Raw genomic sequence first — 16597 nt, forward strand, 5'->3', positions numbered from 1 at the left:
GGTGCAGGACTGGGGGCTGCCGCTCACCCGTCCGCCCGGCCAGGCTGGCAGCATGACCACCGCTGCCGGCCGCGCCACCCCTGCCGGCCGCGCCACCCCTGCGGTCATCCCCGCCCGACACGCACGCCGCCCTCACCCCGCCCGGCGCGCACCACGTGTCCTCCGCACGGGCCCCGTGCCCGGGCTCGCCCTGTGCTCCGTCGTGGTGATCCTCGCCCTGCTGGTCAACCACCTCGTGCCCGTGGTGTCCCCGCTCCTCGTCGCGATCCTGCTCGGCGCCGTGCTCGCCAACGCCTGGCCGCTGCCCACCGCGCTCGCGCCCGGCCTCGCCGTCGCGGCCAAGCCGCTGCTGCGCGCCGGGATCGTGCTGCTCGGGCTGCAGGTCGTCCTGGGTCAGGTCCTCGGGCTCGGCTGGGGGATGATTGCCGTCGTCGTGGCCGTGGTGGGGCTGGGGATCGCGTCGACGCTGGCCTACGGGCGCCTGCTGGGGGTCCCCGCGGGCCTCACCCTGCTGGTGGCCTGCGGCTTCTCGATCTGCGGCGCCGCGGCCGTGGCCGCCGTCGACGGGGTCGTGGACGCCGAGGAGGAGGACGTCGCGACCGCCGTCGCCCTGGTCGTCGTCTGCGGCACCCTGATGATCCCCGTCGCGCCGCTGGTCGTCACCGCCCTCGGGATGGGCCCGTATGCCGGGGGTCTGTGGGCCGGCGGCTCGATCCACGAGGTCGCCCAGGTCGTGGCGGCGGGCGGCGCCATCGGGGGAGGCGCGCTCGCGGCCGCCGTCATCGTCAAGCTCACCCGCGTGCTCATGCTCGCGCCCGTCATGGCGACCATCTCCTGGCGGCGACGCCGGGCCCTGGCGGCCGCAGGCGGACGCGCTGACGGGGGACGGCTGCCGCCGCTGGTGCCGGTGTTCGTCCTGGGGTTCGTGGCGATGGTGCTCGTGCGGTCCTTCCTGCCACTGCCGGCGCCCGTGCTCGACGGTGCTCGCCAGTTGCAGACGGTCCTGCTGACGGCGGCGATGTTCGCCCTCGGCTGCGGCGTCCGGCTCGGCCTCGTGCGCCAGGTGGGCGTCCGGCCGTTCGTCCTGGCGGCGCTGTCGACGGCGACGGTGGCGCTGGTCTGCCTCGCCGGCGTCACCCTCGCCACCTGACCGGTGGCGCCAGGTGGTTGCTCGCGGTGAGGGGGGAGGAGCCGTTCGTGCCCTCTCACGGCTCGACGGACGGGGGAGGTCAGGCGTCGATGATGTCGCCGTTGCGGGGCAGCCACGGACGACCGTCGACGGGGTGGCGGAAGGCCATGGGCAGGCCCCGCGCCTGCTCCCAGCGCGTCGACGAGCTGACCTGCAGGTGCAGGTGCGGCTGGGTGCTGTTGCCGGAGTTGCCGCACTGCGCCAGGACGTCGCCGGCGCGCACCGGGTCACCCGCCGCCACCCGGATCGACCCGCGCCGCAGGTGCGCCAGGAGCACGACCGGGCCGCCGTCGCCGAGCGCCAGCACCACGTGGTTGCCGGCGATCCCGGCGGCGCCCGCCCGCACGCGCCGGCCCTGCGTCAGCAGGTAGCCCACCAGCAGCAGCTGCGATCGCCGCGCCTCGTGGTCGGGTTCGCCGTCGTGCACATCGACGACGGTCCCGTCGACCGGGGCCATGACGGCGGCGCCGAACCCGTGGAAGACCTCGGGCCGCTCCGTCGCCAGGGCCGTGCGCCAGCTCCACGGCCCCGAGCGTCCGCGCGCGTCGACCGGGACGAGGTCGATCGCGTGGGACGAGCCGAACGCCTGGGTCCCGTGGCTCGGCACCCGGTCGGCCGGGCTGTTCTGCACGAGCCACCGACCCCGCACGGGGAGGTCGAGCACGGTCGTCGCTGCGGATGCGCCGTCGAGGTCCACGCGTCGAGCCTGGCACAGCCGCGCCACCTGGCGGTCGCCTGACGGGGGCGGGCGCGGTCGTCATACACAATGGGCCGTATGCCGAGCGCCCTGCCCGAAGGACTGCCCGCCCCCTCCGACGGAACGCTCCCGAGCACCGCGCTGGACCGTCTGGGGCTGGGCCCGTTCGGCATCTACGTGCATGTGCCGTTCTGCCGAGTCCGTTGCGGCTACTGCGACTTCAACACCTACACCCTGACCGAGCTCGGCACGCCGGGGGCGAGCGTCGGGTCCTACGCCGACACCGTCCTGGCCGAGCTGGACCTCGCCAGGCGGGTGCTGGGCGAGGACGCGCCGGCCGTCGAGACGGTGTTCGTCGGCGGGGGCACCCCAACCATGCTCGCGGCCGAGGACCTGGCCCGGATCGTCGAGGGGATCGGCGAGCGCTTCGGCTACACCGGCGACGTCGAGATCACGACCGAGGCCAACCCCGACACCGTCGACGAGCACTACCTGGACTGGATCGCCGCTCGCGGCTTCTCGCGCGTCAGCCTCGGCATGCAGTCCGCCGTCCCGCACGTCCTGCGCACCCTCGACCGCACCCACGACCCCCTCAACGTGGAGCGTGCGGTCAAGGCCGCCCGCGCGCACGGGCTCGACGTCTCGCTCGACCTCATCTACGGCACCCCCGGCGAGTCGCTCGAGGACTGGCGCACGTCGCTGGAGACCGCGATCGCGCTGGAGCCCGACCACGTCTCGGCCTACGCCCTGGTCGTGGAGGAGGGCACCAAGATGGGTGCCCAGGTGCGGCGCGGCGAGGTCGCGCTGCCGAGCGACGACGACGAGGCCGACAAGTACGAGCTGGCCGACGGCCTCCTGCGGGCGGCGGGGTACGGGTGGTACGAGGTGTCGAACTGGGCCCGCGGCGAGGAGCACCGGTGCCGCCACAACATCGGCTACTGGAGCGACGGCGACTGGTGGGGCGCCGGCCCCGGCGCGCACAGCCACGTCGGCGGCGTCCGCTGGTGGAACGTCAAGCACCCGAGCGCCTATGCGTCGCGCCTCAACGGCGGCCAGTCCCCGGCGGCGGCGCGCGAGCTCCTCAGCGCCGAGCAGCAGTACGACGAGCGGGTGCTGCTCGGCATACGGCTCGTGGACGGGCTGCCCATCGACGACCTGGACGAGACCGGCCAGGAGGCCGTGGCGGGACTGATCGCCGACAGCCTCGTCGACGGGGGCGCGGCGCTGCGGGACCGCCACCTGGTGCTCACGCTGCGCGGACGCCTGCTGGCGGACACCGTGGTGCGGCGGCTCCTCGGCGTCTGACCTGCCCCGGCCAGGGTCTGATCAGGGTCGGATCAGGGTTGGTTCTGAGGTCCTCGAGGGATCCGACCTGGGCAGACTGGAGTCCGAAGGGTCGAGCGGCACGTCGCCGCGCCGACCACGAACCACACGGAGGGGACCATGAGCACCGACGACCAGTTCCGCAACGACCGCGAGATCCCGAGCTACCCGCAGGCCGGGTCGACCGGTCAGGGCGCGAGCCCGCAGGGTGGCTACCAGCAGAGTGGCTACCAGCAGAGTGGCTACCAGCAGGGCGGCTACCAGCAGGGACAGTCCGTCCACGGCAACGCCGCCCCGCTCAACCCCGAGTACGAGCGGCAGCTGGTCTGCGCGGCGCACTGGTCGCCCATCGCCTCGGTGCTGCTCGGTGGCCTCACGTTCTTCGGCCCCGTGATCGTCCTGCTCGTCGGGGGCGGGCGCAGCCGCGCGGTCCGGGAGCACTCGATCGATGCGCTGAACTTCCAGATCACCGTCTGGATCGCCACGGTGGCCGTGGTCCTGATCTCGCTGCCGCTCATGATCGTGCTGGTCGGCTTCGTCACGATCTGGCTGGCCGGGCTCCTGCCGCTGGCGGCCCTGGTCGTCCACGGGCTGGCGGCGATCAAGGTGTCGGCGGGCGAGCCCTACAGCTACCCCTTCACCTGGCGCATCATCACGTAGCAGCGCACCCTGGTGCGGTCGTCGGGCTGAGGCAGCGGCCCGGCAATGGAGTTGGACGGGCCGGCGCGGTGAGCGACCATGGAGGAGCACCCCGTCCGACGCTGCTCCGGGTTGCCCCCACCGCACGTCATACGACCGGAGACCCCGCATGCATCCCGACGCCCCCGTCCAGGCGACACCACTGCCCGACGTGGACCGCTCCCGAACCCGCACGATCCTCACCGTGCTGGTCCTCGCGACCTTCGTCGTGATCCTCAACGAGACGATCATGACCAACGCGATCCCGCGCCTCATGCGGGAGTTCGACGTGACCGCGTCCACCGCCCAGTGGCTGTCGACGGTGTTCATGCTGACCATGGCCGTGGTCATCCCCGCGTCGGGCTGGCTCATGGAGCGGCTCGCGACCCGGCGGACCTTCGCCCTGGCGATGGTGCTGTTCTCGATCGGGACCGCCGCCTGCTTGGTGGCACCCACCTTCGCGGTGCTGATCGGCGGGCGCGTCGTGCAGGCCTGCGGCACCGCGATCATGATGCCGCTGCTGATGACCACGCTGATGAACCTCGTGCCCGCCCACGAGCGCGGCAAGGTCATGGGCAACGTCACGCTCGTCATCTCGGTGGCGCCCGCCATGGGGCCGGCGGTCTCGGGGGTGCTGCTGCAGCTGGGCTCGTGGCGGCTGATCTTTGCCGTCGTGCTGCCGATCGCCATCGGTGCCCTGGTCGTCGGGCTCCGCTCCCTGGTGGACCTCGCCGAGCCGGGGCACAGCGACCTCGACCTGCCGAGCCTCGCGCTGTCCGCCGTCGGCTTCGGCGGCCTCGTCTACGGCCTCAGCGGTTTCGGCGAGGGCGCGTCCCACGGCGGGGCGTCCTCGGGCCTGCCGCCGTGGGTGTTCGTGGTCGTCGGTCTCGTCGCCATGGCCGTGTTCACGCGACGCCAGCTCGCCCTGCAGCGCAACGGCACGCCCCTGCTCGACCTGCGCACCCTGTCCCACCGCACCTTCACCATCGGCCTGGTCCTCATGGTGCTCTGCTTCATGGGCCTGATGGGCACCGTGATCCTGCTCCCCATCTATCTGCAGGAGGTGCGCGGGATGTCCTCGCTGTCCACCGGTCTGCTGATGATCCCGGGCGGCCTGGCGATGGGCCTGCTCGGCCCGCAGGTGGGCAAGGCCTACGACCGGTATGGCGCCCCCCGGCTCGTCGTCCCCGGCGCCGCCGGCCTGGTCGCGGGGCTGGTCATGCTCGCGCTGCTCGCACCCGTCGTGGCGCCCTGGGGCGTCCTCGTCCTGCACGTCCTCATCAGCGTCTCGCTGGCGCTGGTCTTCACCCCCGTGTTCACGGCGTCGCTCGGCGTCCTGCCCCCGCACCTGTATCCCCACGGCTCGGCGATCCTCGGCTCGCTGCAGCAGGTCGGGGCCGCGGCGGGCACCGCGACGACGGTGGCCGTCATGGCCTTCATGACCGCGCGTGCCAGCAGCGGTGGTGCGTTCGCGAACGACGCCCTGATGAGCGGCGTCCAGGGCGGCTTCGCGGTCGGCGCGGTGCTGGCCGTGCTGGCGCTCGGGGCGGCGACCCTGGTCCGCACCCCGCGGCCATAGGGGTCGCGAGCACGGCAAACGGCCGCGACAGCCGACGCGCTCAGCGGGTGCGCAGGGCCGGCAGCTTGGTGCCCGCGACCTGCCGCTCGTCGAGCACCGAGCGGCGGAAGCGGTAGAGGCGCGCCGGCCGACCGCCCGTGCCCGAGGACACCGACCCGGTCTCCTCGACCAGGGCCTGCTGCTCGACGAGGCGGCGGAAGTTCTGCTTGTGCAGCGCCTGGCCCGCGAGCGCCTCGACGCACGACTGCAGCTCGCCGAGGGTGAACTCGGGTGGCATGAGCTCGAACACCACCGGGCGGTACTGGATCTTGGCCCGCAGCCGTGCGAGGCCCGTCGCCAGGATGCGGCGGTGGTCGCCGATCATCCGCTCCCCGGGCACCAGGTCGTCGTCCGGCAGCCGCCAGGCGCCGCGCGCCTCCGGGACCAGGCCGACCTCGTAGAGCAGCTCGTAGCGCTGCAGCGCCAGGTCGGGCAGCCAGGCGTGGCCGCCGCGGCCGAAGGTCAGGTCGCAGCGGTGCCGCCGGGCCGTGCGGTCGGCGGGTGATCCGGCGGCGCCGACCCAGTGCGTCAGCTGCGGGGCGATCACCTCGTCGACGAGGCGGGTGCCGTCCCGCTGGTCCTCCCACGGCAGCAGCGCGTAGGCGTCGTACCAGTCGGTCTCCTCGGACGTCATGGACGTCGTGGACGTCATGGACGGAGCGGACCCCGTGGCCGCGTCGCCTCCCTCGGTCGCTGCGGCGCCCTCGGCTCCGGCGGTCGTCAGGCCGAGGTAGGAGATGGAGATCCGGCGGCCACTCGTGTCGTCGAGCCCGCGGTCGTGGTCGGCGAAGGTGTACAGCTGCTCGACATACCCGAGCTGTCTGCCGGTCTGCGAGGCGACCCAGGAGCGCAGGCCGGCCTGCAGGGACGGCTGACCGGCCTCGAGGGGGCCGGCCGGGAGGGCGGGTATGCCGGGGGCCGGCGGGGGAGCCGTGAGGACGCGCGGTCGCCCGGACACGACGGCCACCACGACGGCGACCAGCTCGACGGCGAGCTGCTCCTGCTCCTCACCCACGCGTGACCTCCTGCTGGCCGCTCGCGTGCTGGTCGTCGTCGAGCGGGACGGTGACGAAGTCGATCAGCTCCTCGACGCTGGCCAGCAGGGTCGGCTCCAGATCGGCGTACGTGCGCACCGTACCCAGGATCTGCTTCCACGCCCGCGCGATGTCCGCCTGGGAACGGTGCGGCCAGCCGAGGTGCGCGCAGATCCCGTGCTTCCAGGAGGTGCCACGGGGGATGACGGGCCACTGCTCCAGGCCGAGCCGCTCGGGGCGCACCGACTGCCACACGTCGACGTAGGGGTGCCCGAGGACCTTGACGAACCGCGAGTAGCCGGGGACCCGGCGGGCCTCCTCGACGATGCGCGCCTCCTTGGTGCCGGGCACGAGGTGGTCCACGAGGACGCCCATGCGACGGTCACGGTCGGGGGCGAAGTCCTTGATGACCGCGGCCAGGTCGTCGACGCCGTCGAGCATCTCCACGACCACGCCCTCGATGCGCAGGTCGTCGCCCCAGACCTTCTCCACCAGCTCGGCGTCGTGGCGGCCTTCGACGAAGATGCGCGACCCGGTGGCGACGCGGGCGGGGGCGCCGGCGACGGCGACGGATCCGGAGGCCGTGCGCGAGGAGGCCTGGCGGGCCTCGGCGAGGCGGGCGTTGCTGCCGCTCTTGTCGGGGACCAGCGTGACCGGGCGCCCGTCGACCCAGAAGCCGGGGCCCATCTCGAAGCCCCGGGTGCGGCCCTTGCGGTCCTCCAGGTGGACGACGTGGACGCCACCGGCCTTCTCGACCCGCACCACGGCGCCGACCCAGCCGGACTCGACGTCCTCGACGACCAGGCCACGGGTGGCGGGGACCGCCTCCGAGCGCCCACGGCGGGGAGCCTTCCAGTCGCCCGAGAGGACGTCGGTGCCGTATCGGTCCGCCACGGGGGCCTCCTGCTTCTGCCTGTTGCTGGCGCGACGGGTCGTGCTCGAGACCCGCCCCGACGCGGTCGTCGGACGGTGCTGAAGGCTAGCCCGAGGACCGGCGGAGTTCGTCGTGGCGCGCCACCCGGCGTAGAATTGGCACTCGCCCCACCCGAGTGCCAACCAGCGAACGTGAGGAGGTCGACGATGAGCGACGGACGCCGCCTGCAGGTCCTGCGGGCCATCGTGCAGGACTACGTCGCGACCTCCGAGCCCGTCGGCTCCAAGGCGCTGCTCGACCGGCACCAGCTCGGCGTCAGCGCGGCGACGGTCCGCAACGACATGGCCGCGCTCGAGGAGGAGGGCCTGATCTGCGCCCCGCACACGAGCGCGGGCCGCATCCCCACCGACGCGGGCTACCGGCTCTTCGTCGACCAGCTGTCCGAGATCAAGCCGATGTCGCCGCCCGAGCGCGCGGCCATCGCCGAGTTCCTCGCGGGGTCGGTCGACCTCGACGACATCGTCGACCGCACCGTGCGGCTGCTCGCCAGCCTTACCCACCAGGTCGCGGTGATGCAGTACCCCTCGCTCACCCGGTCGTCCGTGCGGCACGTCGAGCTGGTCCCCATCGGTGGGCCGCGGCTGATGGTCGTGCTCATCGTGACGACGGGTCGGGTGGAGCAGCGCGTCGTCGACGCCGGCCGCGACCTCGGCGACGTGGACGGCGAGCGCCTCGTCTTCGACCTGCGCGGACGGCTCAACGGCCTCGCCGCGGGCCGCCCGTTCCCGGAGGTGGCGCCCGCGCTCGCCGGGCTGTCCCAGGGCTTCGAGGTGGCCGACCGCCCGGCCGTCGAGGCCGTCACCACGGCGCTGGCCGAGATCGTCGTGGAGGAGCGCGAGGAGCGGGTGGTGCTCGCCGGCACCAGTAACCTCGCCCGCCGCTCCGAAGACTTCCCGACGTCGCTGCGCCCGGTCCTCGAGGCGCTCGAGGAGCACGTCGTGCTGCTCGGCCTGATCGACGCCATGCACGACGACCCGGCCCGCCCCGCCGTGGCCGACTCGGACCTCGTCTCGGTGCGCATCGGCAGCGAGCTCTCGCACGCCGGTCTGGTGTCCACCTCGGTCGTGTCGACCGGATACGGTGCGGGGCCGGACCTCGTCGCCGGGCTCGGGGTCCTCGGCCCCACCCGCATGGACTACCCCACGACGATGGCGGCGGTGCGGGCGGTTGCGGCATTCGTCTCCCGGTCCCTCGGTGGCTAGCCACCGGGCGTCGGCGGGTGCGGCGCACCCGGCCGGCTCGGCCCGCCCCGTCGTCCCCGTCCCCCCGATCGCCCCAGCACCCCACGTCACTCTCGCCAACCACTCCGTCAGGCAAGGACTTTCGTGAACGACTACTACGCAGCCCTCGGGATCGAGCGCGGCGCCAGCGCCGAAGAGATCAAGAAGGCCTACCGCCGGCTCGCGCGCAAGCTGCACCCGGACGTCAACCCCGGCCCCGAGGCCGAGGAGGAGTTCAAGCGGGTCTCGCAGGCCTACGACGTGCTCGGCGACCCCGCCAAGAAGCAGGCCTACGACATGGGCGCGGACCCCTACGCCAGCGCCGGTGCGGCGGGCTTCGGCCAGGGCTTCACGTTCAGCGACATCATGGACCAGTTCTTCGGCGCGGGGGCGGGTGGCGCGGGCGGTCGTGGACCCCGCTCGCGCGTGCGACGCGGCCAGGACGCGCTCGTGCGGGCGGACGTCGACCTGCGCACCGCGGTCTTCGGCGACACCCACGAGCTCACCCTCGACACGGCCGTCGAGTGCGGCACCTGCCACGGCGACGGCTGCCAGCCCGGCACGTCCCCGCAGACCTGCTCCTCCTGCCAGGGCCGCGGCGAGGTCCAGCAGGTCCAGCGCAGCTTCCTCGGCCAGATCATGACCTCGCGCCCCTGCGGCGTGTGCCAGGGCTACGGCACGGTGATCCCCAACCCCTGCTTCGAGTGCTCGGGGGAGGGGCGCGTGCGCACCCGCCGGTCCGTCTCCATCAAGGTCCCGGCCGGCGTCGACACCGGCACGCGGATCCAGCTGCGTGGCGAGGGCGAGGTCGGCCCGGGCGGCGGCCAGCCCGGCGACGTCTACGTCGAGATCGTCGTGACGCCGCACCCGACCTTCCAGCGCAACGGCGACGACCTGCACTGCACCCTCGACGTGCCGATGACGGCCGCGGCCCTCGGCTCGACGATCACGCTGGACACCTTCGACGGCGCCCACGACGTGCACGTGCGGCGGGGGACGCAGTCCGCCGACACCGTCACGCTCGACGACCTCGGCGTGACCCACCTGCGGGGCGGCGGTCGCGGCGACCTGGTCGTGCACCTCAACGTCACCACGCCCACCCGCCTCGACTCCCGCCAGGAGGAGCTCCTGCGCGAGCTCTCCGAGCTGCGCGGCGAGGAGAACCCCGACGCCCACGTCACCTCCCTCGACAAGGGGCTGCTCGGCAAGCTCCGCGACGCCTTCCGCTGAGCCGATGACGGCGCCGCTGTTCCTCCTGCCCGCCGGGTCGCTCGGGTCCGTGACGCCAGGGTCGTCCGTGCTCGTGGACGGCGCCGAGGGGCGGCACGCCTCCGGGTCGTTGCGCCTGCAACCCGGCGAGCCCGTGCTGCTGTCCGACGGGAGCGGGGCCGAGGTGGCCGGGTCGGTCTCCTCGGTCGCGCCGGGAGAGATCACGGTGAGCGTCGAGACCGTATGCCGTCCTGACGCCCCCACGCCGCGCTTCGTCCTGGTGCAGGCGCTGGCCAAGGGCGATCGCGACGAGCAGGCGGTGGAGTCGGCGACCGAGCTCGGCGTCGACGAGGTCGTGCCGTGGGGTGCCGCGCGGTCGATCGTGCAGTGGCGCGGCGACCGGGCTGCCAAGGCCCACCGCAAGTGGGAGCAGGTCGTGACCGCGGCCACCAAGCAGTCCCGACGGCACCGCACCCCGGTCGTCGCCCAGCACGTCACGAGCAAGCAGCTGGCTGCACGGCTGGCCTCCACCTCGCTGGCGCTGGTGCTGCACGAGGACGCGACGACGTCGGTCAACGACGTGGAGCTGCCCTCGTCCGGTGAGGTGATGGTCGTGGTCGGCCCCGAGGGCGGGATCTCCGCCGACGAGCTGGCGGCGTTCGAGGAGGCCGGGGCGCGCGTCATACGGCTGGGGCCGCACGTGCTGCGGTCTTCCAGCGCCGGCCCGGCCGCCCTCGCGGTGCTCCTCGCACGCGCCCGCTGGTGACCTACCTCAGGTGGTCATCCGCCTGGGCTCGCACGGCAGGTCGATGTGTCCAACTCAGGCTGATCCCGGAGATCGCCGACCGCCGGTATGCCGACACGCCCGCGCGGCGTGGGCGGGTGGGTTCGGCCACCGTCATGGGTGGTGGAGTCCACCCGATCCTCACGCGTGGGTGGCGGCGAGGTATCGGGTGGGTTCGGCCACGGTCATGGGTGGTGGAGTCCACCCGATCCTCACGCGTCGGGTGGCGGTGAGGTATCGGGTGGGTTCGGCCACGGTCATGGGTGGTGGAGTCCACCCGGTCGTGAATGCGTCCGTGTTGACCGAGGTCGGCACGGCCCGTCTGGCGTCGCCGCATCCGCCTGGGTTCGTCACACCAGCCTGGTCTCGTCACATCCGCCCGGCGTGCGAAGTCGGGCTGATGTGACTACCTGAGGTAGGTCAGCGGACGGTGAAGGTGCGGGTGGCTCGGCCGAGGTCGCGCTGGCCGTCGGCGGGGCTGGGCGCCCACACCTGGAGCTGGTAGCTGCCGGCCGCGAGCCGGCCGAGGTCGACGCGCCAGGTGCCGCGCGTCGGACACGCGATGGAGGCGGTGGTGTGGCCCGAGCGGACCGCCTTGCCGGCGCGCGTGAGGGAGTAGGACACCGAGCCCTCGAAGGCGCACGCCTGCCCGGTCGCCACGACCGGTCCCGCCTTGAGCGCCGCGCCCGCGCCGGGGGAGTCGATCCACACCGCCGCCAGCTCGCTGGTCTGGGCGACCCCGGCCGACCGGGAGTAGGTCTTGCTGGTGGGGAGGGTCCCGAGCACCCGGCCGTCGGGGGAGCGGAACCGGACCGGGAGGTTCTTGCCCGTGGCGGCGGTCACCGTCCACACGACGGATGCCGTGCCGATGCGCGCGGTGGCGTCGTCGACCGTGCGGGTCGGTCCGTCGAGGGTCACGTCGATCGCGCCCGCGCCCACCTTGACGTCCGTGACGGTGCGCTCGCCCCACACGTTGAGGTAGCCGCGCGACCCGGCCTCGCGCATCGCGACGTTGGCGGCCGTCTCGGCGCGCTGCTCGGTCGAGCCCGATCGCTGCGCGGGCACGAACTCGCGGAACAGGCGCAGCCGCGGCGTCGCGGCACCGCCGCCCTCGCGGACCTGGGTGCCGTCCCGACCCAGGAAGTAGACGGGCAGGGCAGCCCGTGACGGTGCCACGGACCGGGCGGCGACGTCTGGTGCGGCTGACGACGGGGCTCCGGCGGTGGTGGCGTCGACCGGTGCGGGCGTCCCGGCCTGCTCCGAGCCGGCCCCGTCGGTGCCGGCTGACGGCGTCGCGGACGAGGTGGTGGACGTGCCGGAGGCCGCGGGCGTCGTGGAGCCCGCGCTGCTGGAGGCGCTGGCGGCTCGGGACACCTGCGAGCTGGTGGTCTGCTGCGCGCACCCGGACAGTGCCACGGCGACCGACGCGGCGACCGCGGCCGTGGACATGGTGGACAGGACCTGGCGGGACGTCGTGCTCGTGCTGGTCACGTCGAGCTCCTTCGCTGACGACGACGGGGTTGCTCACAGTGTCACCCACGTCGGGGCCCCGCACCACGGCGCCCCGCCGACGGATGCTCGCCCGGCCGGGGCGGGGGTCCCTGGCTAGGCTGGCCGCATGACCCCACGTGACCCTGACTGCCTGTTCTGCAAGATCGTCGCCGGGGAGATCCCGGGGGACGTCGTGCACGAGACCGAGACGACGCTCGCCTTCCGCGACATCCAGCCGCAGGCGCCCACGCACGTGCTCGTGGTGCCCAAGGCGCACCACCCCAACGCCGTGGCGACGGCCCAGGCCGACCCCCAGCTGATGGTCGACGTGGTCCTGGCAGCAGGGCAGGTCGCCGAGCAGCAGGGACTGGTCGAGCGCGGCTACCGCCTCGTCTCCAACACCGGCCAGGACGCCCAGCAGAGCGTCGACCACCTGCACCTGCACGTCGTGGGCGGCCGCGCGCTGCAGTGGCCCCCCGGCTGAGTCCCCCGGCCGACACACGCAGAGCCTCGGCCGGCCGGCCACGTGTCCCAGGGTGTGTCGGACCCGGCACGTAGACTGACGGGACGATGACAGACACCCCACGACCCGACACCCCGAGCCCTGGTGCCGCCCCTGCCGCGCACCACGCGATCGTCATACCCGCGTCGGTCCCCATGATCTCGCTGCTGGGGCCGCACGACGAGCTGCTACGCACGATGGAGCGCGCGTTCCCGCGGCTCGACATCCACGTCCGCGGCAACGAGTTCCGCCTCGACGGCCCCTCCAGCGACGCCGCGCTGGTCGAGGAGCTGGTCGGCGAGCTCCTCGTCGTCGTCGAGGCCGGTGGCGCCATCAACCGGGACGCCGTCGAACGCTCGATCGTTATGCTGCGCAACCGCTCCGTCGAGCGGCCCGCCGACGTGCTCACCACCAACATCATCTCGGCGCGCGGGCGCACGATCCGCCCCAAGACCCTCGGGCAGAAGCGCTACGTCGACGCCATCGACACGCACACCATCGTCTTCGGCATCGGGCCCGCCGGCACCGGCAAGACCTATCTCGCGATGGCCAAGGCCGTCGCCGCGCTGCAGGCCAAGGACGTCACGCGGATCATCCTGACCCGGCCGGCGGTCGAGGCGGGGGAGAAGCTCGGCTTCCTGCCCGGCACGCTCACCGACAAGATCGACCCCTACCTGCGCCCGCTCTACGACGCGCTGCACGACATGCTCGACCCCGAGCAGATCCCGCGGCTGATGGCCGCCGGGACCATCGAGGTGGCGCCGCTGGCCTACATGCGCGGCCGCACCCTCAACGACGCGTTCATCATCCTTGACGAGGCGCAGAACACCTCGCCCGAGCAGATGAAGATGTTCCTCACCCGTCTCGGGTTCGGCTCCCGCATCGTCGTCACCGGTGACGTGACCCAGGTCGACCTGCCGGGCGGCACCCAGTCGGGCCTGCGCGTCGTGCGCGACATCCTGTCCGACGTCGAGGACATCCACTTCTCCGAGCTCTCGGCGGCCGACGTCGTGCGCCACCGGCTCGTCGGCGAGATCGTCCAGGCCTACGGCGCCTGGGACGAGTCGCAGCACGGCGGCACCTCGCAGGGCCGCACCACGCACCACCAGAGGGGACAGGCGCCGCGCCGATGAGCATCGACGTCCACAACGAGACCGACCACCGGGTCGACGTGCGCGAGCTCGTCGCGCTGTCCCAGTTCGTCTACGGCGCCATGCGGGTCCACCGCGGCGCCGACCTCGCCATCACCCTCGTCGACGAGGACTCCATGGAGCGGCTCCACGTGCAGTGGATGGACCTCGAGGGTCCGACCGACGTCATGAGCTTCCCGATGGACGAGCTGCGGCCGGGTCGCGAGGGGCAGCGGCTGCAGGAGGGCGTGCTCGGCGACATCGTGCTGTGCCCCTCGGTCGCCAAGAAGCAGGCCGCGGGGGCCGGGCACTCCTTCGAGGAGGAGCTGCTCCTGCTGACCACCCACGGCATCCTGCACCTGCTCGGCTACGACCACGCCGAGCCGGACGAGGAGCGTGAGATGTTCGACCTGCAGCGCACGCTGCTCCTCACCTACCTCGCCGGCCGCGGGCGACCGCAGGGCTGATCGTGACGATCCAGCTCGTCCTGGGTGCGGTGCTGGCCCTGGTCCTGACCTTCGTGCTGGCGCTGACCGAGTCTGCGGTGCAACGCGTCTCGCGGCACACCAGCGAGGAGATGCTCGACGAGGGCCGCCCCGGCGCGCGAGCCCTCGCCACGGTCGTCGCCGACAAGCCCGGCTACATCTCGGCCGCCACCTTCCTCCGTGTCGTCATGGAGGCGACGATGGCCGTGCTCGTCACGGTCGCGGTGACCGAGCGCCTCGACGGCCCGGTCGCGCCCGTGCTCGTCAGCATCGGCGTCATGGCGCTGCTGTCCTTCGTCCTGGCGGGGGTCTCGCCGCGGACGCTGGGGCACCAGCACGCCACGCGCGTGTCCCTGATGATGTCGCCGACCCTCGTGTGGCTGCGCCGCGTCCTCGGCCCCGTCGTCCGCCTGCTCGTCGCCTTCGGCAACGCCGTGACGCCCGGAAAGGGTTATGCCGAGGGGCCGTTCGCCACCGAGGCGGAGCTGCGCGACCTCGTCGACATCGCGAGCCAGCGCGACGTCATCGAGGACGACGAGCGCGAGATGATCCACTCCGTCTTCGAGCTCGGGGACACCGTCGCCCGCGAGGTGATGGTGCCGCGCACCGACATGCTCACCCTGGAGCACGACAAGACGCTCGGCAAGGCCATGTCGCTCTTCCTGCGCTCCGGGTTCTCGCGCATCCCGGTCGTGGGGGAGGACAGCGACGACGTGCTCGGGCTGCTCTACTTCAAGGACGTCACCCGGCGGGTCAACGACGACGAGCAGGCCAGGTCGCTGCCCGTCGAGGAGCTGATGCGGCCCATGCACTTCGTCCCCGACAGCAAGCCGGTCGACGACCTGCTCCGCGAGATGCAGCAGGACCAGGTCCACCTGGCCGTGGTGGTCGACGAGTATGGCGGCACCGCCGGCCTCGTCACCATCGAGGACATCCTCGAGGAGATCGTCGGCGAGATCGCCGACGAGCACGACCGCGAGGCGCAGGGGGTCGAGCCCCTCGAGGACGGCACGGTCCGGATCCCCGCCACCATGCACGTCGACGACTTCGCCGAGGAGTTCGGGATCGACCTCGAGGAGGAGGACGTCGACACCGTCGGCGGGCTGATCGCCAAGGCCTCCGGCCGCGTCCCGATCCCCGGGTCGCGGGTCGAGCTGCTCGGCCTCGAGCTCACCGCCGAGCGTCCGGCCGGCCGCCGGCACCGGATCGCGACCGTCGTCGTGCGCCGCCTGCCGCAGGAACCCTCGCCGGTCGACGTGTGGGAGGCTGAGCGTGATCGGGACCGCACCCTTCGCGCCGACACCGTCGACGCCGCCCGGCACCAGGAGGACCACTCATGAGCACACCCTTCCGCGCAGGATTCGCCTGCCTCGTGGGTCGCCCCAACGCCGGCAAGTCCACGCTGACCAACGCCCTCGTCGGGCAGAAGGTCGCGATCACCAGCAGCAAGCCCCAGACGACCCGGCACACCATCCGTGGCGTCGCCAACACCGAGCAGGGCCAGCTGATCCTGGTGGACACCCCGGGACTGCACAAGCCGCGCACCCTGCTCGGCCAGCGGCTCAACGACCTCGTCCGCGAGACCCTGCTGGAGGTCGACGTCATCGGCTTCTGCCTCCCTGCCGACCAGCGACCCGGCCCCGGCGACCAGTTCATCGCCGCCGAGCTCGCCGAGCTGCAGCGGTCGCGTCGTCGCCCGGTCGTCGCCCTGGTCACCAAGAGCGACAAGGTCGATCGGCAGCGGCTCGCCGAGCACCTCATCGCCGTGGACCAGCTGGGCTCGTGGGACGCGATCATCCCCTGCTCCGCCACGTCCGGCGACCAGGTCGGCGAGGTCGCCGAGGTGCTCGTGTCCTACCTGCCCGAGTCGCCGCCGCTCTATCCTGAGGGTCACCTCACCGACGAGCCCGAGGCCGTCATGATCGCCGAGCTCGTGCGCGAGGCGGCGCTCGAGGGCGTGCGCGACGAGCTGCCGCACTCCCTGGCCGTGGTCGTCGAGGAGATGGTCCCGCGCGAGGACCGGCCCGAGGACAGCCCGCTGCTCGACGTGCGGGTCAACGTCTTCGTCGAGCGCCCCTCGCAGAAGGCCATCGTCATCGGCCGCGGCGGCTCCCGCCTGCGCGAGGTCGGCACCCAGGCCCGCACCCAGATCGAGGCCCTGCTCGGCCAGCGGGTCTATCTCGACCTGCACGTCAAGGTCGCCAAGGACTGGCAGCGCGACCCCAAGCAGCTGCAGCGCCTCGGCTTCTGACCCTCGTGGCGCGGCCTGTGGATGACGGATCCGGCCGCGTGCCCCGCCTGTG

16 protein-coding genes are annotated in these 16597 nt (G+C 73.0%); 12 read left to right on the top strand and 4 right to left on the bottom strand.

Annotation, left to right across the window (positions count from 1 at the left end; translation table 11 throughout):
- Positions 1 to 52 precede the first annotated feature (52 nt).
- Positions 53 to 1150 (top strand): YeiH family protein, encoded by a 1098-nt coding sequence (locus B4E97_RS14505; RefSeq protein WP_286960409.1) that lies wholly within the window; start codon positions 53 to 55, stop codon positions 1148 to 1150.
- Between the two features lie 79 nt (positions 1151 to 1229).
- Here the strand turns inward: B4E97_RS14505 and B4E97_RS14510 are convergent, their stop codons facing one another.
- Positions 1230 to 1886: a M23 family metallopeptidase gene (locus B4E97_RS14510; protein WP_286960411.1), complete on the bottom strand. Its 657-nt coding sequence runs from the start codon at positions 1884 to 1886 to the stop codon at positions 1230 to 1232.
- A gap of 78 nt (positions 1887 to 1964) precedes the next feature.
- Between B4E97_RS14510 and hemW the strand changes: the two genes are divergently transcribed.
- From hemW to B4E97_RS14525, 3 genes are all read left to right on the top strand, one after another.
- Positions 1965 to 3191, top strand: a complete 1227-nt coding sequence (gene hemW / locus B4E97_RS14515) for a radical SAM family heme chaperone HemW (RefSeq protein ID WP_286960413.1) — start codon at positions 1965 to 1967, stop codon at positions 3189 to 3191.
- A 138-nt stretch (positions 3192 to 3329) separates the two neighbouring features.
- Positions 3330 to 3869: a DUF4870 domain-containing protein gene (locus B4E97_RS14520; protein WP_286960414.1), complete on the top strand. Its 540-nt coding sequence runs from the start codon at positions 3330 to 3332 to the stop codon at positions 3867 to 3869.
- A 148-nt stretch (positions 3870 to 4017) separates the two neighbouring features.
- On the top strand, positions 4018 to 5466 hold the full coding sequence (locus tag B4E97_RS14525; RefSeq protein ID WP_286960415.1) for a DHA2 family efflux MFS transporter permease subunit: 1449 nt from the start codon (positions 4018 to 4020) through the stop codon (positions 5464 to 5466).
- A 40-nt stretch (positions 5467 to 5506) separates the two neighbouring features.
- Here the strand turns inward: B4E97_RS14525 and B4E97_RS14530 are convergent, their stop codons facing one another.
- Positions 5507 to 6520, bottom strand: a complete 1014-nt coding sequence (locus B4E97_RS14530) for an NUDIX hydrolase (protein WP_029212683.1) — start codon at positions 6518 to 6520, stop codon at positions 5507 to 5509.
- Positions 6513 to 7433, bottom strand: a complete 921-nt coding sequence (locus B4E97_RS14535) for a DUF3097 domain-containing protein (protein ID WP_019284618.1) — start codon at positions 7431 to 7433, stop codon at positions 6513 to 6515. Before B4E97_RS14535 ends, B4E97_RS14530 begins: the two co-directional genes overlap by 8 nt.
- 186 nt (positions 7434 to 7619) lie before the next feature.
- On the opposite strand from B4E97_RS14535, the gene hrcA reads away from it, so the two are divergent.
- From hrcA to B4E97_RS14550, 3 genes are all read left to right on the top strand, one after another.
- Positions 7620 to 8675 (top strand): heat-inducible transcriptional repressor HrcA, encoded by a 1056-nt coding sequence (hrcA, locus tag B4E97_RS14540; RefSeq protein ID WP_286960416.1) that lies wholly within the window; start codon positions 7620 to 7622, stop codon positions 8673 to 8675.
- 123 nt (positions 8676 to 8798) lie between these two features.
- Positions 8799 to 9923 (top strand): molecular chaperone DnaJ, encoded by a 1125-nt coding sequence (gene dnaJ / locus B4E97_RS14545; RefSeq protein ID WP_286960417.1) that lies wholly within the window; start codon positions 8799 to 8801, stop codon positions 9921 to 9923.
- A 4-nt stretch (positions 9924 to 9927) separates the two neighbouring features.
- Positions 9928 to 10668 carry a 16S rRNA (uracil(1498)-N(3))-methyltransferase gene (locus B4E97_RS14550; RefSeq protein ID WP_029212687.1) on the top strand — a complete coding sequence of 247 codons (741 nt, stop codon included), beginning with the start codon at positions 9928 to 9930 and terminating at the stop codon, positions 10666 to 10668.
- 438 nt (positions 10669 to 11106) lie between these two features.
- Here B4E97_RS14550 and B4E97_RS14555 read toward each other — a convergent pair whose 3' ends face one another.
- Positions 11107 to 12177, bottom strand: a complete 1071-nt coding sequence (locus B4E97_RS14555) for a Gmad2 immunoglobulin-like domain-containing protein (protein WP_286960418.1) — start codon at positions 12175 to 12177, stop codon at positions 11107 to 11109.
- Positions 12178 to 12304: 127 nt separating this feature from the next.
- On the opposite strand from B4E97_RS14555, the gene B4E97_RS14560 reads away from it, so the two are divergent.
- The 5 genes from B4E97_RS14560 to era all read left to right on the top strand — a co-directional run bounded on the left by B4E97_RS14560 (position 12305) and on the right by era (position 16545).
- A complete protein-coding gene (locus tag B4E97_RS14560) occupies positions 12305 to 12661 on the top strand; it encodes a histidine triad nucleotide-binding protein (protein WP_019284624.1) in 357 nt (118 codons plus the stop codon).
- Positions 12662 to 12747: 86 nt separating this feature from the next.
- Complete coding sequence (locus B4E97_RS14565) at positions 12748 to 13812, top strand: PhoH family protein (protein ID WP_286960419.1); 1065 nt, start codon at positions 12748 to 12750, stop codon at positions 13810 to 13812.
- Positions 13809 to 14276 carry an rRNA maturation RNase YbeY gene (gene ybeY, locus B4E97_RS14570; protein ID WP_019284626.1) on the top strand — a complete coding sequence of 156 codons (468 nt, stop codon included), beginning with the start codon at positions 13809 to 13811 and terminating at the stop codon, positions 14274 to 14276. The genes B4E97_RS14565 and ybeY overlap by 4 nt, the downstream gene beginning before the upstream one ends.
- 2 nt (positions 14277 to 14278) lie before the next feature.
- Positions 14279 to 15634: a hemolysin family protein gene (locus B4E97_RS14575; protein WP_019284627.1), complete on the top strand. Its 1356-nt coding sequence runs from the start codon at positions 14279 to 14281 to the stop codon at positions 15632 to 15634.
- Complete coding sequence (era, locus tag B4E97_RS14580; RefSeq protein WP_019284628.1) at positions 15631 to 16545, top strand: GTPase Era; 915 nt, start codon at positions 15631 to 15633, stop codon at positions 16543 to 16545. The genes B4E97_RS14575 and era overlap by 4 nt, the downstream gene beginning before the upstream one ends.
- Positions 16546 to 16597 lie beyond the last annotated feature (52 nt).

Source organism: Arsenicicoccus sp. UBA7492 (assembly GCF_002479615.1).
GTDB classification, from domain to species: domain Bacteria; phylum Actinomycetota; class Actinomycetes; order Actinomycetales; family Dermatophilaceae; genus Arsenicicoccus; species Arsenicicoccus bolidensis.